At 73.0% G+C, this 20400-nt stretch carries 22 protein-coding genes; 6 read left to right on the top strand and 16 right to left on the bottom strand.

Annotation, left to right across the window (positions count from 1 at the left end):
- Nucleotides 1–31 precede the first annotated feature (31 nt).
- The 8 genes from SHK17_RS09565 to SHK17_RS09530 form a co-directional block, all read right to left on the bottom strand.
- The gene (locus tag SHK17_RS09565; protein ID WP_322921881.1) at nucleotides 32–745 is read right to left on the bottom strand and encodes a DUF3105 domain-containing protein; all 714 of its coding nucleotides are present in this window, start codon (nucleotides 743–745) and stop codon (nucleotides 32–34) included.
- Nucleotides 742–1236 (bottom strand): SigE family RNA polymerase sigma factor, encoded by a 495-nt coding sequence (locus SHK17_RS09560; protein ID WP_322921880.1) that lies wholly within the window; start codon nucleotides 1234–1236, stop codon nucleotides 742–744. Before SHK17_RS09560 ends, SHK17_RS09565 begins: the two co-directional genes overlap by 4 nt.
- The gene (locus SHK17_RS09555; protein WP_322921879.1) at nucleotides 1223–2599 is read right to left on the bottom strand and encodes a hypothetical protein; all 1377 of its coding nucleotides are present in this window, start codon (nucleotides 2597–2599) and stop codon (nucleotides 1223–1225) included. Before SHK17_RS09555 ends, SHK17_RS09560 begins: the two co-directional genes overlap by 14 nt.
- Before the next feature lie 85 nt (nucleotides 2600–2684).
- A complete protein-coding gene (locus SHK17_RS09550; RefSeq protein WP_322921878.1) occupies nucleotides 2685–3257 on the bottom strand; it encodes a hypothetical protein in 573 nt (190 codons plus the stop codon).
- A gap of 1 nt (nucleotide 3258) precedes the next feature.
- Nucleotides 3259–6156, bottom strand: coding sequence for an aconitate hydratase (locus SHK17_RS09545; RefSeq protein WP_322921877.1), 2898 nt, complete (start codon nucleotides 6154–6156; stop codon nucleotides 3259–3261).
- A gap of 158 nt (nucleotides 6157–6314) precedes the next feature.
- A complete protein-coding gene (locus SHK17_RS09540) occupies nucleotides 6315–6671 on the bottom strand; it encodes a hypothetical protein (protein WP_322921876.1) in 357 nt (118 codons plus the stop codon).
- 60 nt (nucleotides 6672–6731) lie between these two features.
- Nucleotides 6732–7949, bottom strand: coding sequence for a class I SAM-dependent RNA methyltransferase (locus tag SHK17_RS09535; protein WP_322921875.1), 1218 nt, complete (start codon nucleotides 7947–7949; stop codon nucleotides 6732–6734).
- On the bottom strand, nucleotides 7946–10000 hold the full coding sequence (locus SHK17_RS09530; RefSeq protein WP_322921874.1) for an APC family permease: 2055 nt from the start codon (nucleotides 9998–10000) through the stop codon (nucleotides 7946–7948). Before SHK17_RS09530 ends, SHK17_RS09535 begins: the two co-directional genes overlap by 4 nt.
- Nucleotides 10001–10056: 56 nt before the next feature.
- Between SHK17_RS09530 and SHK17_RS09525 the strand changes: the two genes are divergently transcribed.
- Both SHK17_RS09525 and SHK17_RS09520 read left to right on the top strand, forming a co-directional pair.
- Nucleotides 10057–10719: an NAD-binding protein gene (locus tag SHK17_RS09525; RefSeq protein WP_172272632.1), complete on the top strand. Its 663-nt coding sequence runs from the start codon at nucleotides 10057–10059 to the stop codon at nucleotides 10717–10719.
- Between the two features lie 32 nt (nucleotides 10720–10751).
- Nucleotides 10752–11417 (top strand): potassium channel family protein, encoded by a 666-nt coding sequence (locus SHK17_RS09520; RefSeq protein ID WP_172272635.1) that lies wholly within the window; start codon nucleotides 10752–10754, stop codon nucleotides 11415–11417.
- A gap of 15 nt (nucleotides 11418–11432) precedes the next feature.
- On the opposite strand, the gene SHK17_RS09515 is transcribed toward SHK17_RS09520, so the two are convergent.
- From SHK17_RS09515 to dut, 4 genes are read right to left on the bottom strand one after another with little or no spacing between them, the layout of a single operon-like run.
- Complete coding sequence (locus SHK17_RS09515; protein ID WP_322921873.1) at nucleotides 11433–12230, bottom strand: DUF3159 domain-containing protein; 798 nt, start codon at nucleotides 12228–12230, stop codon at nucleotides 11433–11435.
- Nucleotides 12227–12589: an OB-fold nucleic acid binding domain-containing protein gene (locus SHK17_RS09510; RefSeq protein ID WP_172272638.1), complete on the bottom strand. Its 363-nt coding sequence runs from the start codon at nucleotides 12587–12589 to the stop codon at nucleotides 12227–12229. Before SHK17_RS09510 ends, SHK17_RS09515 begins: the two co-directional genes overlap by 4 nt.
- Nucleotides 12590–12592: 3 nt before the next feature.
- Nucleotides 12593–13237, bottom strand: a complete 645-nt coding sequence (locus tag SHK17_RS09505; RefSeq protein ID WP_172272643.1) for a DUF3710 domain-containing protein — start codon at nucleotides 13235–13237, stop codon at nucleotides 12593–12595.
- Nucleotides 13238–13288: 51 nt separating this feature from the next.
- Nucleotides 13289–13726 (bottom strand): dUTP diphosphatase, encoded by a 438-nt coding sequence (dut, locus tag SHK17_RS09500; protein WP_405030409.1) that lies wholly within the window; start codon nucleotides 13724–13726, stop codon nucleotides 13289–13291.
- An 84-nt stretch (nucleotides 13727–13810) separates the two neighbouring features.
- Between dut and SHK17_RS09495 the strand changes: the two genes are divergently transcribed.
- On the top strand, nucleotides 13811–14257 hold the full coding sequence (locus SHK17_RS09495; RefSeq protein ID WP_322921872.1) for a DUF3093 domain-containing protein: 447 nt from the start codon (nucleotides 13811–13813) through the stop codon (nucleotides 14255–14257).
- Nucleotides 14258–14279: 22 nt separating this feature from the next.
- Nucleotides 14280–14573, top strand: coding sequence for a DUF4235 domain-containing protein (locus tag SHK17_RS09490; protein WP_322424132.1), 294 nt, complete (start codon nucleotides 14280–14282; stop codon nucleotides 14571–14573).
- Between the two features lie 114 nt (nucleotides 14574–14687).
- On the opposite strand, the gene SHK17_RS09485 is transcribed toward SHK17_RS09490, so the two are convergent.
- The 3 genes from SHK17_RS09485 to SHK17_RS09475 all read right to left on the bottom strand — a co-directional run bounded on the left by SHK17_RS09485 (nucleotide 14688) and on the right by SHK17_RS09475 (nucleotide 17137).
- Nucleotides 14688–14978: a DUF4193 domain-containing protein gene (locus SHK17_RS09485; protein ID WP_322921871.1), complete on the bottom strand. Its 291-nt coding sequence runs from the start codon at nucleotides 14976–14978 to the stop codon at nucleotides 14688–14690.
- Between the two features lie 225 nt (nucleotides 14979–15203).
- Nucleotides 15204–16025, bottom strand: a complete 822-nt coding sequence (locus SHK17_RS09480; protein ID WP_322921870.1) for an inositol monophosphatase family protein — start codon at nucleotides 16023–16025, stop codon at nucleotides 15204–15206.
- A complete protein-coding gene (locus tag SHK17_RS09475) occupies nucleotides 16022–17137 on the bottom strand; it encodes a ferrochelatase (protein ID WP_322921869.1) in 1116 nt (371 codons plus the stop codon). The genes SHK17_RS09480 and SHK17_RS09475 overlap by 4 nt, the downstream gene beginning before the upstream one ends.
- A 33-nt stretch (nucleotides 17138–17170) precedes the next feature.
- Between SHK17_RS09475 and SHK17_RS09470 the strand changes: the two genes are divergently transcribed.
- Complete coding sequence (locus SHK17_RS09470; RefSeq protein WP_322424129.1) at nucleotides 17171–18358, top strand: MFS transporter; 1188 nt, start codon at nucleotides 17171–17173, stop codon at nucleotides 18356–18358.
- A complete protein-coding gene (locus SHK17_RS09465; RefSeq protein WP_322921868.1) occupies nucleotides 18355–19689 on the top strand; it encodes a D-arabinono-1,4-lactone oxidase in 1335 nt (444 codons plus the stop codon). The genes SHK17_RS09470 and SHK17_RS09465 overlap by 4 nt, the downstream gene beginning before the upstream one ends.
- Nucleotides 19690–19707: 18 nt before the next feature.
- Here the strand turns inward: SHK17_RS09465 and SHK17_RS09460 are convergent, their stop codons facing one another.
- The gene (locus SHK17_RS09460) at nucleotides 19708–20343 is read right to left on the bottom strand and encodes a trimeric intracellular cation channel family protein (RefSeq protein WP_322424127.1); all 636 of its coding nucleotides are present in this window, start codon (nucleotides 20341–20343) and stop codon (nucleotides 19708–19710) included.
- Nucleotides 20344–20400: the final 57 nt, after the last annotated feature.

Raw genomic sequence — 20400 nt, 5'->3', positions numbered from 1 at the left:
TCGGAGCCGGTGGCTCGGATCCTGCACGTCGTCAGGCGTTGGTGCCCTCACCCGGCAGGGCGCCGCCGGGATCGGGGGTGCCGCCCCGGCAGGAGACGCCGATCTCCGGCGCCGTCTGGCCGTCGCCGTACTCCTCGAGGAAGAGCCCGAGCCGCTCGTCGTCGGCGCCGTCGAGGCGGAGCTGGGCGCCCCACACGGTGACCGCGACGGGCGACGGCAGGTCCTCGCGCGGCGACAGGATGCCGTTGTCCGGCAGCTGGGCTGCGAGCGCGTCCACGTCGTCGTCGGACAGGCCGGGGTCGTGGGTGATCCAGACCGTGCCGTGCTCGAGGTCGTGGACGGCGTTCTCCTCGCGGACCGGCTCGTCGTAGACGCCGCACGCCAGCCACACGGGGTGGTGCGCCCCACCGGCGGGTGGGTCCTGCGGGTAGGTCAGGTCGTCGTCGGTGTGCCTGCGGTCCGTGACGTCCCACGTCTCCACCAGGCTCAGGTCGAGGGCGCGCTGCGCCTGCTCCTCGCCGCGCAGCGCCCGGTCGACGAGCGGCGCGGCGAGCGCTGCGCCGAGCACCAGCGCAGCGGCCACGCTGGCGAGGACGAGCGGCAGGCGCCTGGAGTGCTGCTCCTCGACCGGCTCCGTCGCCCCCTCGAACACCGGTGCGGCGGCGTACGCCTGCTCGCCGGGGTCGCTGTGCGGTTGGGAGTGGGAGTCGGGGTGGGCACCGTCGGGGGTCTCGGTGTCGCTCACCGCGTCAGGCTACCGGCGCCCTCCACGTCGGGGAGCGCCTGCCTCAGCCTCGCGAGTCCGTCGCGGGCCTGGGACTTCACCGTCCCCGGCGCGATCCCGAGCGTCGCCGCGATGTCGGCCTCCGAGAGGTCCTCGTAGTAGCGGAGCACGATCACCGCGCGTTGCCGTGGAGGCAGGGTGGCCAGCGCCGTGCGGACGGCGAGCAGCTCGGCCCGGTCGGGCTCGGCGGCCAGCACGTCGGGGAGGTCGCCGGTGCTGTGCTCACGCCACCGCCGGCGGCGCCACCGCGAGACGTTCTCGTGGACGAGGACCCGGCGGACGTAGGCCTCGGGGTTGTCGGCGATCCGCCGCCACTGCGGGACGACCTTGACGAGCGTGGTCTGGACGAGGTCCTCCGCGTCCTGCGCGTGCCCGGTGAGGAGGTACGCCGTGCGCAGCAGCGCCGCCTGCCGCGCCACGACGAACTCCGTGAAGCCCTCAGGGGTGGCCACGGCGCCGCCTCAGGTCGCGGACGAGGGAGACGAGGAAGACGATGACCACCATCCCGCCCACCCCGACCAGTCGGGGGTCGGGCGCGAACGGCGCGTCGGGCGCCTCCACCACCTCGGCGGTCCACGCCTCCGCCGCCACACTGACCGGCAACGCGCCCCGCAGCTCGAGCAGCTCCGTGCGCGCACCCGTGGTGACGTCGACCGCCGAGACCTGCCGGCCGCGGATCACCTGTGACTCGTCCACGACCGTCGGGATCGACGCCACGACCTCGCTCGGCGATCGCCACCCCAGCAGGGACTGCGCCCCCACGCCCTCGACCGGCTTCAGGACCACGGTCCCCTCGGTCGCGCTCCCGACGAGGAGCTCCTTGGCCTCGGCGTCGTCGAACACCGCGGCTTCCCGCACCATCAGCGCCGCGACGCGTCTCCCGTCCGTCGCCATCTGGGGATCGAACAGGCCGGCTGTCGAAGGTGCGTCGGGCGGCAGGTCCATCCGCAGCGACACGGGGTCCTCGGCCTCCGTCACGCGCTGGAGCCGGAAGGTGCGGGGGAGGGTGACGAACCCCTGCGGCGCATTGCCGGCCTCGTTGAGGTACAGCGCTGCACGCGGATCCTTGCCTCCGATCACCGACCTCTCGTCCGTCTCGACGTCCCACACGTGGGTCTCGATGTCGGTGCTGGTCCTACCGCTCCCGAGCGGGGTGACCGGCCCTCCCTGCCACCACACGACGTCACCGGCCCAGACGAGACCCTGGACCGCGAGGCCGTGCTCCGACTCGACGTCCCACCGGACCACGCCGCCCGTCTCGAGGTCCACCACGGCGAGCCCCACCACGGGCGTGTCGTCCTCGGTCCCACCCATCGACATCGGCTCACCGGGGGTCGTCCCCGTCACCCAGTAGGCGAGGCGACGGCCGTCGGCCGACAGCTGGGCATCCGCTTCGGCCGTGGGCAGGGCGCCGGGGAGCTCGAGCCACCGACCCTCGCCCGTGCCGGCGTCGACACCCCACAGGGCGGCGGAGGACGACCACAGGCCTGCGCGCTGTCCGACGCCGACCGCGGACAACCGGCGGGGCGTCACGGTGAACGCGGGAGTCCAGGCCCCCGGAGCCTCCAGCACGTCGGGCAGCACCATCCGCTGCGACGAGGCGGCGACCGGTGGCTCGACGCGGGCCAGCACCGCAGGCGTCACCGCGGCGGCGAGCACCCCGGCCGCGACGATCGCCGCGAGCACTGACGCCGTACGACGTCCCTGCCGCCGCCGCCCGCGGGCCCAGACCGCGTCCGGGTCGACGGTGCCTCCAGGGGCGTGGTCGGCCAGTCGCTCGAGCCTGTCGACGACGTCGGTGGGCGGTGCGGACATGGCGGGCTCCTCGCGGGTGCGGACACTCTCACACGTCCACACGCCGCGAGCCCGGCACCTGGTGGGGTGCCGCGGCGAGTTCTTCTCAGGCGAGCGCGGCGCGCACGGCCTCGGCGCGGGCGTCGTACTCGTCCTGCGGGATCTCGGGCAGCATGTCGGCCCAGACCGGCAAGTTGGAGCCGCGGAGCTGGAGGACGCCGCGCGGGCGCGCCATCACGTTGACGGAGAGGTGCCCGCTGCCGTTCTCCCACTTGGTGATGTGGGCGTTGCCGACACCGTCGAGCGCGCGGACGGCGGCACACGTGCGCGCGAGCAGGCGGCCGAGCTCGACGTGGCCCGCGTCGTCGAGGTCCTCGATGAGCTCGTGCTCACGGGCGACGACGTTGGCGACGAACGGCAGGCTGGTCGCGGCCGGACGGACGACCGCGAGCCGCTCACCCAGGTGGAGCACCTGGGTGTGCCGGCCCAGCGCACGGCAGGTCCGGCAGTCGGCCGGGTCCTGGCGGCGGTCGGGCTCGGGGTCGGCGAACTCGGTCAGCGGCCGCGCCCGCAGGCCGCCGCGCTCGAAGGGGAACACGTCCCAGGCGGGCATCCGCCCGAGCGGCAGGCGGCCGTCGTCACCGACGGCCGCCTGCGCACGCTCGAGGAAGTCCGCCACCTCAGCCCTTGAGCAGGCTGCGGAGGACGTACTGCATGATCCCGCCGTTGCGGTAGTAGTTCGCCTCACCAGGGGTGTCGATGCGCACGGTCGCCTCGAACTCGCTCGTCTCGCCGTGCGCCTGGTCGGTGCCGGGAGCCGGCTCGACCTTGACCGTGACGGTCTTCGGCGTGGTGCCGTCGTTGAGCTCGATGATGCCGCTGATCGAGATGATCTCGGCACCGGTCAGCCCCAGGTCGTCGGCGGTCTTGCCGGGCGGGAACTGGAGCGGGATGACGCCCATGCCGATCAGGTTGGAGCGGTGGATGCGCTCGTAGGACTCGGCGATGACCGCCTTGACGCCCAGCAGGGCCGTGCCCTTGGCCGCCCAGTCGCGCGACGAGCCGGAGCCGTACTCCTTGCCGGCCAGGACGACCAGCGGGGTGCCGGCGGCCTGGTAGTTCTGGCTCGCCTCGAACACCGTGGTGACGTCGCCGTCGGCGGTGAAGTCGCGCGTGACGCCGCCCTCGGTGCCCGGCGCGAGCTGGTTGCGCAGGCGGATGTTGGCGAACGTGCCGCGGATCATGACCTCGTGGTTGCCGCGGCGCGAGCCGTAGGAGTTGAAGTCGCGCTGGTCCACACCGTGCTCGGCGAGGTAGCGGCCCGCCGGGCTGTCCTTCTTGATGGCACCGGCCGGGCTGATGTGGTCGGTGGTCACCGAGTCGCCCAGCTTGAGCAGCACCCGCGCGCCGACGATGTCGGTGACCGGCTCCGGCTCGTCGGGCATGCCGTCGAAGTAGGGAGGCCTGCGGACGTAGGTCGAGTCCTCGTCCCACGCGAAGGTGTTGCCCTCCGGCGTGGGCAGCGAGCGCCACTGCTCGTCGCCGGCGAAGACGTCCTGGTAGCTGGAGTCGAACATGTCGGAGCTGATCGCCTGCGCGATCACGTCCTCGATCTCCTTGGCCGTCGGCCAGATGTCGCGCATGAAGACGTCGTTGCCGTCGGTGTCCTGACCCAGCGGGTCGTTGAACAGGTCGACGTCCATCGAGCCGGCCAGCGCGTAGGCGACCACCAGCGGCGGCGATGCCAGGTAGTTCATCTTCACGTCCGGGTTGATCCGGCCCTCGAAGTTGCGGTTGCCCGACAGCACCGACACGACCGCGAGGTCGTTGGCGTTGACGGCTTGGCTGACCTCGGGGATGAGGGGACCGGAGTTGCCGATGCAGGTGGTGCAGCCGTAGCCGACGAGGTTGAAGCCGAGCTTGTCGAGGTAGGGCGTGAGGCCCGACTTCTCGTAGTAGTCGGAGACGACCTTGGAGCCCGGGGCCAGCGTCGTCTTGACCCACGGCTTGCGCTGCAGGCCCTTCTCGACGGCCTTCTTGGCCACCAGCGCGGCACCGATCATCACCGACGGGTTGGAGGTGTTGGTGCACGAGGTGATCGCCGCGATGGTCACGGCGCCGTGGTCGATCTCGAACTCGGTGCCGTCGGCCAGCGTGACCGACGCCTTGTTGCTCGGCCGGCTGCCGGACGCGGCGGCCGCGTGGTCGTGCCAGTCGTCCGGGTGCCCGCTGCCGTTGCCGCCACCGCCGCCGCCGTTGGAGGCGGGCGCGTCGCTGGACGGGAACGACTCGGCCGAGGCCTCGTCGACGCGCGAGGTGACGCCCTCGGGCTGCTCCTGCTGGGGCACGCCCGGCTTGCGGTCGTCGCCACCGGTGAAGCCCTCGCTGACGTAGTCGGCGAGCGCCGTGCGGAACGCCTCCTTGGCCTCCGACAGCGACACGCGGTCCTGCGGGCGCTTGGGGCCGGCGAGGGACGGGACGACGGTCGCCAGGTCCAGCTCGAGCCGCTCGGAGTAGCGCGGCTCGGCCTCGGGGTCGTGCCAGAGGCCCTGCTCCTTGGCGTACGCCTCCACGAGCGCGAGCTGCTCGTCGTTGCGGCCGGTGAGCCGGAGGTAGTCGATGGTCTGCTCGTCGATCGGGAACACCGCGATCGTGGAGCCGAACTCCGGGCTCATGTTGCCGATCGTGGCGCGGTTGGCCAGCGGCAGCACGGAGACGCCCGGACCGTAGAACTCGACGAACTTGCCCACCACGCCGTGCTCGCGCAGCATCTCGGTGATGGTGAGGACCAGGTCGGTCGCCGTGGCGCCCTCGGGCAGGTCACCGCTGAGCTTGAAGCCGACGACGCGCGGGATCAGCATGGAGACGGGCTGGCCGAGCATCGCGGCCTCGGCCTCGATGCCGCCGACGCCCCAGCCGACCACGCCGATGCCGTTGACCATCGTGGTGTGGGAGTCGGTGCCGACGCAGGTGTCGGGGTAGGCCACGCCGTCGCGGACCATCACGACGCGCGCGAGGTGCTCGATGTTGACCTGGTGCACGATGCCGGTGCCGGGCGGGACGACCTTGAAGTCGTCGAAGGCGCCCTGGCCCCAGCGGAGGAACTGGTAGCGCTCGCGGTTGCGCTCGTACTCGATCTCGACGTTGCGCTCGAAGGCGTCGGCGCTGCCGAAGACGTCGGCGATGACGGAGTGGTCGATGACCATCTCGGCCGGCGCCAGCGGGTTGATCCTGGTGGCGTCGCCGCCGAGCTCGGCCATCGCCTCGCGCATGGTGGCGAGGTCGACGACGCAGGGGACGCCGGTGAAGTCCTGCATGATCACGCGCGCCGGCGTGAACTGGATCTCCTGGTCGGGGTCGGCGCTCGCCTCCCAGCCGGCGATGGCCTTGATGTGGTCGGCGGTGATGTCCGCGCCGTCCTCGGTGCGGAGCAGGTTCTCCAGCAGCACCTTGAGCGAGAAGGGCAGGCTCTCGACGTCGAGGCCCTCGCCCTTCACCGCGTCGAGGCGGTAGATCTCGTAGGACTGTCCGTCCACGTCCAGGGTGCCCTTGGCACCGAAGCTGTCCTGACTGGCCATCAGCCACATCTCCTCGGGGAGTTCGCGGGTTCGCGTCCATCTTGCCGTCGCACGTGGAGGCACGGGAAGGCAGGCGACCCTAAGTTCGGGCAACGACTTCTCTCGACATCAAGATACATGATGTCGAGGGGTACGCCAACCGGCCGTCGACCCGCCGGTCAGGAGATGCCGGCCCTCGCGTCGAGGTGCTGGAGCAGCTCGTGCGCGGCGAGCTCCACCTGCTTGTGCCGCCACTCCGAGGCCCGGTAGACGCACGCGATGAGCGCGGACCGGTGCACCCGCCGCAGGTCGCCGACGACGAACGCGTACCGCGCCTTCGTCTCGTCGTTGGCGCCCTCGGTCAGCCCGAGGTGCCAGCCGGCGTAGTCCTCCCAGGAGTGCCGCTCGAGGAACGCGTTCTCGGCCTCCGCATTCGGCTGCATCCGTCCCCAGTCGCTGTCGAGGACGTACTGGCGGGACTCGATCAGCTCGCGGGCACGGGCGACGGCGGCCGGGTTGACGGCGTAGGTGGCCATGGCGCCACCCTCCCCCGCCCGCTCCCGCCTGACAAGCGGTCCGGTGACGCCCGCACGGGCTCAGCGGTGGACCGGCTCCAGCAGCGCGACGCACTCCACGTGGTGCGTCATCGGGAACAGGTCGAAGGCCCGGATCGCGGTGAGGGCGTAGCCGTGCTCGGCGAAGATCGCGACGTCGCGGCCGAGCGCGGCGGGGTCGCAGGCGACGTACGCCACCGCGCGCGGGCGGCGGTCGACGACCTGCTCCACCACGGCGCGCTTGGCACCCTCGCGGGGAGGGTCGAGCACGACGAGGTCGAACGGCTCGTCGAGGCCCGCGCGCAGCACCTTGTCGGTCGGCCCGCACTCCACGGCGGCCCGATCGAGCCCGGCGAGGTTGGCGCGGGCGTGCTGGCACGCGGTGCGGTCGGCCTCGACCGCGACGACCCGCGCCGCGGTCGCCTCGCCGACGAAGCGGGCGAAGAGGCCGACGCCGGCGTAGAGGTCGAGGGCCCGCTCCCCCGGCGCCGGCCGCAGGAGGTCCAGCACGGCACCGACCAGCGCGCCCGGCGCCTCGGGGTGGACCTGCCAGAACCCGTCGGAGGCCACGCTGAACGGGACGGTGGAGCTGCCGATCGTCACGTCGTGCGACGTCATGGCCTCCGGCTCACCGGGCGACCACTCGCCCTGACGTCCGGGCTCCACGCCGGGACGGGGCCGTGCCTCCTCGACCGCGATCAGGCAGTCGTCGACCGGCACGAGGTGGTGCGAGCGGTGCCCGCGCATGGCGGGGCGTCCGTCCGGCAGCACCGCGTAGCGCTGGCGGGTGCGCCACCGCAGCCCGTCGTCGGGGCGACCCGCAACGGGCAGCGCCTCCACCTGCAGGCCGCTCACGAGCTCCGACGCCGGGTCGAGCCTGCCGAGCCGGACGAGCTGCTCGCGCACGACGGCCGTCTTGAGGTCGCGCTGCGCGGGCAGGGCGACGTGCTGGAAGTCGCAGCCGCCGCAGAGCCCGGGGCCGGCATAGGGGCAGGGCGGGACGACGCGGTCGGGCGAGGACTCCACGACCGCGACGGCGTCGGCGCGCCAGAACCGGTCGCCGTCGGTGCCCTCGGTCACCTCGAGGACCACGCGCTCACCGGGGATCGCGTGGCGGACGAAGACCACGCGCGACTCCGGCTCCGGCAGCCGCGCCACGCAGTGCCCGCCGTGGGCGACCGGGCCCACCTCGGCCTCGAAGCGCTCCCCCACCCGCGAGCGACCGCGTGCCTTCCGGGGACGGTTCGTACGACGGCTCACGTGTCGTCACCCGGACGCGACCGGCCACCGCGGGAGGTCACCCGTCCGCGCCGCAGGTCGCCGGCGTGGACGCGTCCCTCGTCGCGCTTCCCCCGCTCCTGGGCGACCTGGGACGAGCGCAGCTGGTAGGGCACCGAGATCACCATGACGCCCGGGGTGAAGAGCAGCCGGCCCTTGAGCCGCAGCGCGGTCTGGTTGTGCAGCAGCTGCTCCCACCAGTGGCCCACGACGTACTCGGGGATGTAGACCGCGACGACCCCACGCGGGCTGGCGCGGCGGATCTCCTGGGTGTACTCGACGATCGGGCGCACCACCTCGCGGTAGGGCGAGTGCAGCACCTTGAGGGGGATGTCGAGGTGCCGCTCGTCCCACTCCTCCAGCAGCCGGCTGGTGGCCTTGGCGTCGATGCTGACGTAGATCGCCTCGAGGACGTTGGGGCGGGTGGCCCGGGCGAAGGCGAGGGCGCGCAGCGTCGGCTTGTGCAGCTTGGCCGCCAGGACGATGGCGTGGACGCGGGTCGGCATCACCTTGTCCTGCTCGTCCGCCGCGAGCTCGAGCTCGACGCGGGCGTAGTGGCGACCGATGGCCCGCATGCCGAGGAAGAAGAACCCCATCGCCAGGATGGTGATCCACGCACCGGCGAGGAACTTCGTCACCAGGACGATGACCAGGACGACCGCGGTCATCCCGAGCCCGAAGGTGTTGATCGCGCGCGAGCGCAGCATCCGGCGGCGCTCCGCCGGGTCGGTCTCGGTGCGCAGGTGCCGGGTCCAGTGGCGGATCATGCCGAGCTGGCTGAGGTTGAACGAGACGAACACGCCCACGATGTAGAGCTGGATGAGCTTGGTGGTCTCGGCGTCGAAGGCCCAGATCAGCAGGATCGACATCGCGGCGAGGAAGACGATGCCGTTGCTGTAGGCCAGGCGGTCGCCCCGCGAGCCCAGCGAGCGCGGCGCGAGCCCGTCCTGGGCGAGGATCGAGCCCAGGACGGGGAAGCCGTTGAAGGCGGTGTTGGCGGCCAGCACGAGGATGATGCCGGTCACGCTGACGACGAAGTAGAAGCCCGGCGAGAAGTGGTCGAACACCCCGGCGGCGATCTGCGAGATCACCGGGTGCTGCTCGTAGCCCTCGGGCAGCGCCCCGCCCCCCGCCGTACGCAGCCGCTCGAGGTGGTGCGGGTCGACGAACCGGATGCTCATCTGCTTGGCCAGCACGATGACGCTCATCATCATCGAGATCGCGATGAGGCCGAGCAGGAGGAGGGTGGTCGCCGCGTTGCGGCTCTTGGGCCGCTCGAAGGCCGGCACGCCGTTGCTGATCGCCTCGACGCCGGTGAGGGCCGCACAGCCGGACGAGAAGGCCCGGGCGAGCAGGAACATCAGGGCCACCTGGGTGAGCGGGCCGTCCCATCCCGGCTCGGGCTCGATGACCAGCTGGGCGCTCTCCGCCTCGGGCAGGTCGCCGGCCAGCAGGCGCAGCAGGCCGTAGGCGCACATGCCGAGGATCGCGGTCATGAACAGGTAGGTCGGCACGGCGAAGAAGGCACCGGACTCCCGCACCCCGCGCAGGTTCATCGCCGTGAGCAGCACGATCGCGACGACCGCCACGGTCACCTCGTGCCCGATCAGGGACGGCACGGCGCCGGCGGCGTACTGCGCGGCCGACGAGATCGACACCGCCACGGTGAGGACGTAGTCGACCAGCAGGGCGCTCGCCACGGTGACGCCGGCGTTGCGGCCGAGGTTGACCGTGGCCACCTCGTAGTCGCCGCCGCCCGAGGGATAGGCGTGCACGGTCTGGCGGTAGGACGCGATCACGGTGAGCATCACGACCGCGACCGCCAGGCCGATCTTCCACGACCAGACGTAGGTCGAGGCCCCCGCGACGGCGAGCATGATGAAGATCTCGTCCGGTGCGTAGGCGACGGACGAGAGGGCGTCACTGGCGAAGACCGGCAGGGCGATGCGCTTGGGCAGCAGGGTCTCCCCGAGCTGGCTGCTCCGCAGCTTGCGACCGAGCAGGATGCGCTTGGACACGTCGCCGACACTCACAGGCGGGAAGCCTAGACCCGCGACCACCGTGATCCACGCTGGGATACGGTTCGGATGTGCACGTCGTGATCATGGGCTGCGGCCGCGTCGGCTCGACGCTCGCCCGCAGCCTCGAGGACCGCAACCACACGGTGTCGATCATCGACAGCGAGCCCGACTCGTTCCGGCGCCTCGGCCCGGAGTTCAACGGCGACAAGATCACCGGCTACGGCTTCGACCAGCAGGTGCTCGAGAAGGCCGGCATCCGGCGCGCCGACGCCTTCGCGGCGGTGTCCAGCGGCGACAACTCCAACATCATCGCGGCGCGCGTGGCGCGGGAGACGTTCGGCCTCCAGCAGGTCGTCGCCCGCATCTACGACCCGGGCCGCGCCGAGGTCTACCAGCGCCTCGGCATCACGACCGTCGCCACGGTCAAGTGGACCGCCGACCAGATCCTGCGACGGATCCTCCCCGCCGGCGCCGAGCCCGACTTCCGCGACCCCTCGGGCACCATCCGGGTCGACCACGTCCCGATCCCCGAGGCGTGGATCGGCCACCGCACGGTGGAGTTCCAGATGCAGTCGCGCAGCCGGATCGCGTGGATCGACCGCCTCGGCGAGGGCATGCTGCCGACCCGCGAGACGGTGCTGCAGGAGGGCGACATGCTGCACCTGGTCATGCGCGAGGAGCACGCCGCCCACGCCTACGCCGTCCTCGAGGCCGGCCCCGACAACGACTGATCGACCAGACCGAAGCCAGGAGCACCGTAGACATGCGCGTCGCCATCGCCGGAGCCGGAGCAGTGGGCCGATCGATCGCCCGCGAGCTCATCGAGAACGGCCACCAGGTCCTGCTGATCGACAAGAACCCCTCGTCGATCCGCCCCGAGCGGGTGCCCGACGCCGAGTGGCTGCTGGCCGACTCCTGCGAGCTGTCCTCGCTGGCCGAGGCCCAGCTCGGCAAGTGCGACGTGGTGATCGCGGCGACCGGTGACGACAAGGCCAACCTGGTCACCTCGCTGCTCGCCAAGACCGAGTTCGGCGTGCCCCGCACCGTGGGCCGGGTCAACCACCCCAACAACGAGTGGCTCTTCACCGAGGCGTGGGGCGTCGACGTCAACGTCTCGACGCCCCGCATCATGTCGGCGCTCGTCGAGGAGGCGGTCTCGATCGGCGACCTCGTCCGGCTGTTCACCTTCCGGCAGGGCAACGCCAACCTCGTCGAGCTCACCCTGTCCGCGGACTCCCCCTACGTCGGCACGCCCAGCGGCCTCGTGCCCTTCCCCGACAACTGCGCGCTCGTCACGATCCTGCGCGACGGACAGGTCTACACCCCCGACGCCGAGCAGCCGCTCGAGTCGGGCGACGAGCTGCTGTTCGTCGTGCCCGCCGAGGTCGAGCACGACCTCGAGCAGCTGCTCTCCCCCGGCCACTACTGAGCCGCGGCCCGCCGCTCAGGCGGGCGCGGGACCGGTCGTGACCGGCGTGCGGTTGCGCGAGAGCAGCCACACCATCGAGCCGAGTGCCGCGAGCTGGAGCGGCCAGCCGAGGACGATCTTGAGCACCCCCAGCGCCGCGACGGCAGCATCGGGGTCGATCGACCCCGAGGTGCCCGCGAGCCAGATCGGTGCTTGCACCGCCACCCTGAGCAGGCAGGGGGCGACGAGCAGCCACGTGAGCCGGCTGCACAGCTTCACGACCTGGCGGTCGGAGTGCCACGCCGTCGCGTCGCCGGTGATGCTGCCGACCATGAAGCCGACGAGCGGCCAGCCGATGAGGCAGGTGAACGCCAGCACGACGGCGTAGCCGCCGTTGTAGAGGATGCCGGGCAGGAAGTAGGCCAGGGCCTGGTCCTGCTCGGAGCCGCCCGAGGCGGCCGAGCGGTGCACGAAGTACCAGCCGATCGCGATCCCGAACAGGGCGTTGACGACGAACTGCACGGTGGAGCGCTGCGCGAGCCGGACCAGGAGCAGCACCACGGCGGCGCCGATGCTCACCCACAGCGCGAGCTCGAGCTCGCGCATCGTCAGCCACGTGGCGGTGAACAGGATGGTCGGCACGGCGGCCTCGGCCATGCCGCGGCGGCCGCCGAGCGCCTTGGAGAGCTGCTGTCGCACCACGGCCTCGACCGTGTCGGTCTCCACCGGGTGCGCGGGCCGCTCCGAGGTCGGGCCGGGGGTCAGGTCCGAGGTCATCTCGGAGGTCAGGTCGGAGGTGTGGTCACCGGTCCCGGCCGGCGTCTGGTCCGTCACGGCAGCAGCTCGTAGCGCGGGTTGAACATGATGGGGACGCCGCCCTGGCGGCCGATGCAGCCGGCCACGGTGACCGAGCGGCCGGGGTCGACGCCGCTGATGCGGCGGCGGCCGAGCCACACCACGGTGATGACGCCGGAGCCGTCGTCGAGCTCGGCCTCGAGGGCCGGCACGCCGCCACGCGGTCGCAGCGTCACCGTGCGCAGCACGCCGTTGACGACGACGTGCTCGCGCTCGGGCGCGTCCGCGATCGCGACCGCCTCGTGGGTGGCGTAGGACTGGCGGAGGTCACGCTGGTGCGCCTCCGAGCTGTCCGCCCACCGCGACAGCGCCTGGCGCAGGCGGCTCTTCTCCGGCACGGCTCACCTCACCCGGCGGGCGTCGTCCGGCAGCCTCACGGGCAGCGGCTCGCCGACGGGCATCGCGCCCTCACCACGGCGTACGACGACCTGCGCGAGCGCGTCCTCCCACTCCGGGGTCTCCTCCGGCTCGAGCGCCGGGCGCCCGAGGAACGAGGCCCGCAGCATCCAGCGGTCACCGTTGATCCCGATGATCCGCGACGGCTGCAGCGCGGTGGACCCGTCGGGGCGCTTGACCGGCATCTGGCACACCAGCTCGGTGCCCCAGCGGCCCTCGCGCTCCACGGCCTGGCCACCGCGGCGGGCCATGTCCTCGGCGATCTGCGGCCGCACGTCGGACCACAGGTCGCCGTTGCGCGGAGCGGCGAAGGCCTGGAACTCGCAGGCGCCGTCGGAGCCGGCCAGCATGACGGCGCGGACCTGGCCGCTCGCCTCGTCGACCTGCAGCCGCAGCTCGCGGTCGGCGATGGCGGGCACCAGCAGCGAGCCGAGGTCGGCACGGTCGGTGCCGTCGCCCTCGACCTGCGAGACGTCGAACGGTCCCGCGCCGCGCCCGGCGGACGCGGTGCCCGCCCCGGCGTCGCCCGCGGTCTCCGCGGCCGCGTCGGCGACGGTGTCGGTGGCCTCTGCCTTGCGGCGGAACTTCACGTCAGAACTCCTTGGTGGTGGGCCGTCGGTGGACCCCGGAGGCGTCCCGGGTCATGGACGCGCACCAGTACCCGTAGAACCGTAACCCCCGGCTCCCCGCACCGACTCCGGCAGCACCCCCACCTCGACGAAGCGGGCGCGCTCGAAGCGCTGGACGACGAGCTGGGCGATGCGGTCGCCGCGGGACAGCGTGACCGCCTCGACCGGGTCGTGGTTGATCAGCAGGACCTTGATCTCGCCGCGGTAGCCGGCGTCGACGGTGCCCGGCGTGTTGACGATCGACAGGCCGTGACGCGCCGCGAGGCCCGAGCGCGGGTGCACCAGCGCGACGTAGCCCTCGGGCAGCGCGACGGACAGCCCGGTCGGCACCAGCGCCCGCTCGCCGGGCGCCAGGGTGACGTCGACGGTGGTGTGCAGGTCGGCTCCGGCGTCGCCGGGGTGGGCGTACGACGGCAGCGGCAGGCCGGGGTCGAGACGGACGACGGCGATCTCGAGGTCGGGCCCGAGGTGGGCCCCGGGGTCGGGCGTGAGGTGGGCGTCGGGCACGAGGAGTGAATCTATAGGCTCTGCGCCGTGGACTACGCCGAACGCCTCACCGTCCCGCTGCGCTGGTGGGCGCAGGGGACCATGCTGGTGGCGTCCCTGTGGCTGGCCGTCCTGGCCGCCACGCCGGAGGTGGTCGCGTGGTCGGTGACGGCCGGCGCCCTGGCCGTCATGGTCGCGCTGTTCGTCTCCTACGGGTCCGCCCGCGTCGCGGTCGACCGGCAGGCCTTCCGGGCCGGCCGGGCGCAGGTGCCGCTCGAGCACGTGGGCGCGGTCACCCCCCTCGACGCCGACGACGTACGTCGCCTGGCGGGCGTGGAGGCCGACGCGCGCGCCTACCTCCTGCTGCGCCCCTACCTCAAGCGCGGGGTGCGCGTGGACATCGCCGACCCCGCCGACCCGACTCCCTACTGGCTGGTCAGCAGCCGCCGGCCCGACGCCCTCGCCTCAGCCCTAGAGGCGGCGCGGACCCGCTGACGCGCTGGGTAGGGTTGCCGGCATGGCAGAGGACAGCTCGAAGATCTGGACCGCTTTCTCGTTGGTGAGCGCGCTGGGCGCGGCCGCCGTCGCCCGCAAGGCGATCGACAAGGGCTGGAAGGTCAGCACCGGCAAGAACCCGCCCGAGAACCCGGCCGACCCCGACGTCGGCGTGGGCGAGGCAGTCGCGTGGGCCGCCGTCACCGGGGCGATCATCGCCCTGGCGCGGATGTTCGCGCAGCGACGGGCGGCCGACTACTACACCAGGTCGACCGGCCACCGGCCCCCCGGCCTCCGCGCCGGCGACCAGGCCTGACCGGGCTGACCGGCCCGGCTCGGGCCGACACGTGACGAGGCCCCGGCCTGTCCCTCGCGGGACGGGTCGGGGCCTCGGTGCGTGCCTGTGCGACAGGACCTCAGGTGCGTGGACCTAGATGCAGTCGCGGCAGATGAGCCTCTTCTCGTCCGCGAGCTGCGAGCGGTGGTGCACCAGGAAGCAGCTCATGCAGGTGAACTCGTCGTCCTGCCGCGGCATGACCTCGACGGCGAGCTCCTCGTGCGAGAGGTCGGCGCCGGGGAGCTCGAAGGACTCAGCGGCCTCGGTCTCGTCCTCGTCGACCTTGCCCGAGTTCTTGTCGTGGCGGCGGGCCTTGAGCTCCTCGATGCTCTCCTCGCTCTGGTCCTCCTCGGACTTGCGTGGTGCGTCGTAGTCGGTGGCCATCGGTTCCCTCTCCCCATGCTGTGCCTCGTGCCTGCCGGATCGCGGCGGGCCCGAGTCGAGTTGTGCTCGTCGTCGGCGCCAGATTGTGCACCATGGATCGGCTCCGTGGTGAGCCGGTCCGCGACGTGTCGCGTGAACAGTGGGCCACGTCCCTCTATTCCCGCCACCCCCGCCGGGGTCGCACCACCCTTGGGGGCGGGTGACAGGTCGGCGGCCAGGCTGCGGTCAGGCGGACGGCGCCGCCAGGAACCCCGCCTGCGCGAGCGCCTCCACGAAGCTGTCCCAGCCCTGGGCCGGTGCGCCCACCACGACGTTGCGGACCGAGTGGTCCCCCAGGTCCAGGCTGCCGTCGAGCAGCTCGAAGCGCCCGCCGGCCTCGCGCAGGACCAGGCCTCCGGCCGACCAGTCCCACGGGTGCGGCCCGGCCTCGACGTAGGCGTCCGCGCTGCCGTCGGCGACGTGGCACAGGTCGAGGGCGCAGGAGCCCATCCGCCGGATGTCGCGGACCTCGGGCAGGAGCCGGGCGACGCATCCGGCCTGGTGCTCGCGCACCTCGCGGCGGTAGCCGAAGCCCGTCAGCACCAGGCGCTCCGCCAGCGGCGGCGTGGGGCGTACGGCGATGAGCCGGCCGTCGCGGGTGGCCCCGTGGCCCTCCGCCGCGGCGTACTCGAGGCCCGTCGGGATCGTCACCACGGCCCCGGCCACGACGCGCCCCTCGACCTCGGCGGCGATCGACACCGCGCAGTCCGGCAGCCCGTAGAGGTAGTTGACCGTGCCGTCGATCGGGTCGACCACCCAGCGGACGCCGCTCGTGCCGGGGCGGTCGTCGCCCTCCTCGCCGAGGATGGCGTCGTCGGGTCGCTGGGCGGTGATCCGCTGCCGGACGAGGGCCTCCACCGCCCGGTCCGCCTCGGTCACGACGTCGACCGCGCTGGTCTTGGTGTCGGCGACGTCGATGCCGCCCTGTCGCATCTCGCGGGCCAGCGCGGCGCCCTCGTGGGCGATCGAGCGGGCCAGGTCGCGCAGGGCGTCGGGCGCGGCCGTCACGAGTCGCGTCCGCAGAGGGCCGGGCGCGGCCCGCGCGGGTTGGGGCAGCAGCCGGCTCCGCAGATGTCGGGACCCGGCGGCAGCGCGCCGACGGCGGGGCGCTCGGGCTCCTCACCGCGCTCGGCCGCGGCCCGCTCGAGCACCAGGTCGCGGACCATCGCGACGAAGCGCTCGTCGACGCCCGCGGTGGCGGCGCGCACGGCCTGGATGCCGAGCTTCTCGGCGGTCTCCATCGCCTCCGTGTCGAGGTCGTAGATGACCTCCATGTGGTCGGAGACGAAGCCGATGGGTGCCAGCACCACGCGCGTCACGCCGTCGCTGGCGAGCTCCTCGAGGTGGTCGTTGACGTCCGGCTCGAGCCAGGGCGTCGACGGAGCGCCGGAGCGCGAGCAGTAGACGAGGTCGTGGCGGTGGGTCCGGCCCGTGGCGACCCTGACTCGGGCGGCCACCTCGTCGGCCACGCTGCGGTGCTGGGGGACGTACGCCGGGCGCCGCTGCCCGAGCGGGTCCTCGGACCCGCTGCTGTCCGCCATCGCGGTGGGGATCGAGTGGGTGACGAAGACCAGGCGGGCGGCGTCGCCGTTGTCGGGCAGCTGCTCGAGCGCGGCGAGGCACGCGTCGACGGCGGGCTCGATGAAGCCGGGGTGGTTGTAGTACTGGCGCAGCTTGTCCAGGCGTGGGGCACCGGGCGTCTCCTCGACGGCGTCCCAGAGGTTCTCGCGGTACTGCCGGCACGACGACCACGAGGAGTAGGCCGACGTCGCGAACACCGCGGCCCGCTCGACCCCGTCGGCGGCCATGCGGGCCAGCGTGTCGGCGAGGTAGGGGTCCCAGTTGCGGTTGCCGAAGTAGACCGGGAGGTCGATGCCCTGGTCGGCGAAGTCCTTCTCCAGGGCGGCGATGAGGGCGCGGTTCTGGTCGTTGATCGGGCTCTTGCCGCCGAAGAGGAAGTAGTGCTCGCCCACCTGCTCGAGGCGCTCGCGCGGGATGCCCCTCCCGCGCGTCACGTTCTCGAGGAACGGGACGACGTCCTCGGGCTTCTCCGGGCCTCCGAAGGAGAGCACCAGGAGGGCGTCGTACGGCTTCACGTCGGGGTGACCCGCAGGATTCATGTCGCCAGCGTAGGCCGCCCTACCATCGCGCTGATGCTCGACTCCTACCGCCGGGTGCTGGCGCGCCCGGGCGCCCTCGCCTTCAGCAGCGCCGCACTCGTCGCCCGGCTCCCCATCTCCATGGTCGGGCTCGGCATCGTCCTGCTCGTCGAGGGGCGCACCGGCTCCTACGGCCTCGCCGGGACCGTGTCCGCTGCGTTCGTGCTGTCCGAGGCGGCGTTCGCGGTGCTGCACGGCCGGTGGGTCGACCACTTCGGCCAGGCGCGGGTGCTGCCCGCGGCCATCTCGGTCTTCGGCGCCGGGCTGGCGCTGATGATGCTGGCGGTCGAGCAGGACTGGCCGCGCGTGTGGACCTACCTCTTCGCCGCCGTGTCCGGCGCCGCGCTCCCGCAGGTCGGCGCCAGCGTGCGGACGCGCTGGTCGTACCTGCTCGACGACGCCGGCGAGAAGCAGACCGCGTTCGCGCTCGAGGCGGTGCTCGACGAGGTCGTCTTCGTCGTGGGTCCGGTCCTCGTCACCCTGCTGGCCACGAGCTGGCACCCGGTCGCCGGTCTGACGTCCGCCCTCGTCACCGGCGTGGTCGGGACGTTCGCCTTCGCCGCGCAGCGCTCCACCGAGCCGCCGGCCGGGCGCAGCTCCGGCCCCGTCGGCGTCCGTCCCGCGATGCCGTGGCGGCTGGTCCTCCCCCTGGCGCTGGTCTGCCTGACGCTCGGCGCGCTCTTCGGCGCGGCCGAGGTCACCACCGTGGCGTTCGCGGAGGAGCAGGGCGAGCGCTGGGTCGCCGGCTGGCTGCTCGCCGTCTGGTCCCTCGGCAGCCTCGTCGCCGGCCTGGTCACCGGCGCGGTCGCCTGGCGCAGCGGCCCCGAGGTCCGGCTGCGCTGGGGCTCCGCGGCCATGGCGCTGGCGATGGCGCCGCTCATGCTGGTCCAGTCGATCCCGGTGATGGCGGTCGTGCTGCTGGTCGGGGGCCTCGCCATCGCGCCCACCATGATCGGCGCGATGACGATGGTGGAGCAGGGCGTGCCCTCGGGCCGGCTCACCGAGGGCATGGCGATCCTGCACACCGGGATCGTCGCCGGCGTCGCGCCGGGCGCGAGCATCGCGGGCCTCGTGGTCGACCACAGCGGCGCGTCGGCGGCGTACGGCGTCGCGCTCGCCGGCGGTGTCCTCGGAGCGCTCGCCGCCCAGACCGCCCGCCCGTCCTCTAGCGTGCGGGCATGACCCCACCCGTGCAGCCAGGTCCGACGGGCCACACCTGGCGCAACTGGTCCGGCCTCGAGGAGGCCGTGCCGCGGCACGTGGAGACGCCGCGCTCGGTCGAGGACGTCGTCGACGTCGTGCGCCGCACCCGCGAGGCCGGCCGGACGGTGAAGATGACCGGCACCGGGCACAGCTTCACCGCCATCGCCGCGCCCGAGCACACCCTGCTGCGACCCGACGGCCTGACCGGCGTCCTCACGGTCGACCGCGAGGCCATGACGGTCACGGCGCGCGCCGGCACCCCGCTCAAGGACCTCAACCTCGCGCTCGAGCGGCTGGGGCTGTCGCTGCACAACATGGGCGACATCGCCGAGCAGACGCTCGCCGGCGCCACCTCGACCGGCACCCACGGCACGGGTGGCGTGGCCGCCGGGCTCGCCGCGCAGCTCGCCGGGCTGGAGCTCGTCACCGGCACCGGCGAGGTGGTCCGCGCCTCGGCGCAGGAGAACCCCGACGTCCTCGAGGTGGCCCGGGTCGGCCTGGGGGCGCTGGGCATCCTCACCAGCCTGACCTTCCACGTCGAGCCGCTCTTCGTCGTGGAGGCCCACGAGGAGCCGATGACCTGGGACCGCGGGCTGGCGTCCTACGACGAGATGGTCGCCGCGTCCCACCACGTCGACCTCTACTGGTTCCCGCACACCGACCGGCTGATGGTGAAGCAGAACGTCCGCACCGACCTCGACCCGGGCGAGCAGCAGCCGCCGTCGCGGCTCGCCGCCTGGTGGGAGGACGAGCTCGTGTCCAACTCGGTCTTCGGCGGCCTCTGCCGGGTCGGCTCGCGGGTCCCGCCGCTGGTGCCGAGGATCAACCGCGTCGCCGGCCGCGCGCTGTCCGAGCGGCGCTACAGCGACCTCGCGCACCGCGTGTTCGTCAGCCCGCGTCGGGTGCGCTTCCGCGAGATGGAGTACGCCGTCCCGCGCGAGGTCGGCCTCGACGTGCTGCGCGAGTGCCGCCGGGTGATCGACGCGAGCGACTGGCGCATCGCCTTCCCGGTCGAGGTCCGCACCGCACCGGCGGACGACGTACCGCTGTCGACCGCCCACGGCCGCGACACCCTCTACCTCGCCTTCCACGTCCCGCAGGACACCGACCACACGGCCTACTTCGGTGGCCTCGAGCCGATCCTGCGCGAGGCCGGCGGTCGGCCCCACTGGGGCAAGGTGCACACCCGCACCGCGGCGGACCTCGCGCCGGCGTACGACCGCTTCGACGACTTCCTCGCCCTCCGCGACCGCCTCGACCCGGACCGGGTGTTCGCAAACGACCACCTCCGGCGGGTGCTCGGGGCCTGAGGTCCGTCGGTGGGCCGGTCAGACGTTGGCTGGCCCGCGGGGCATCGGCGCCTGCCAGCCCCGCACGAGGGCCAGCAGCCGCCACCCCAGGCAGGTGGCGAAGCCGGCGGCGGCCACGACCACCGTCGGCAGGTCGGTCCGGTCGAGGAGCACTGCGACGGCGGCACCCGCCAGGGCGGGCGTCGCGTAGAGGGCGCCCTCGAAGATGACCGGCACCCGTCCGGCCAGCACGTCGCGCATGATGCCGCCGCCGATCGCGGTGACCATGCCGAGCAGCGCCGCCGGCACGGGACCGACGCCGAGCTCCACGGCCTTGAGCGCCCCGGTCACGCAGAAGAGCGCCAGCCCGAAGGCGTCGAGCAGGGTGATGCCACGCTCGAGGCGGCCGATCGCCGGGTGGAAGGCGAAGGTCAGGGCGCCGGCGGCGAGCGGGACGAGGAGGTAGCGCCAGTCGGCGAGGGCCGCGGGAGGCGTCGCGCCGAGCAGCACGTCGCGGAGGAAGCCGCCACCGAGGCCGGTCACCCCGGCGAGGACGATCGCGGCGAAGAGGTCGAGGTTCTTGCGCACGGCGACCAGCGCGCCCGTCACGGCGAACACGAAGATGCCGACCAGGTCGAGCACGACGAGCGACGTGGCGAGCTCCGTCTCAGGCACGTCCCGAAGGCTAGGCCCTGGCCGTGGCACGCACGTCGGCGCGCCGCAGCCGAAGCG

The sequence above is a fragment of the Nocardioides renjunii genome, from assembly GCF_034661175.1.
In the GTDB taxonomy this organism is placed as follows: domain Bacteria; phylum Actinomycetota; class Actinomycetes; order Propionibacteriales; family Nocardioidaceae; genus Nocardioides; species Nocardioides renjunii.
The sequence above is the reverse complement of the archived record's forward strand: the minus strand, read 5'-3'. Positions and strand labels throughout refer to the sequence as shown.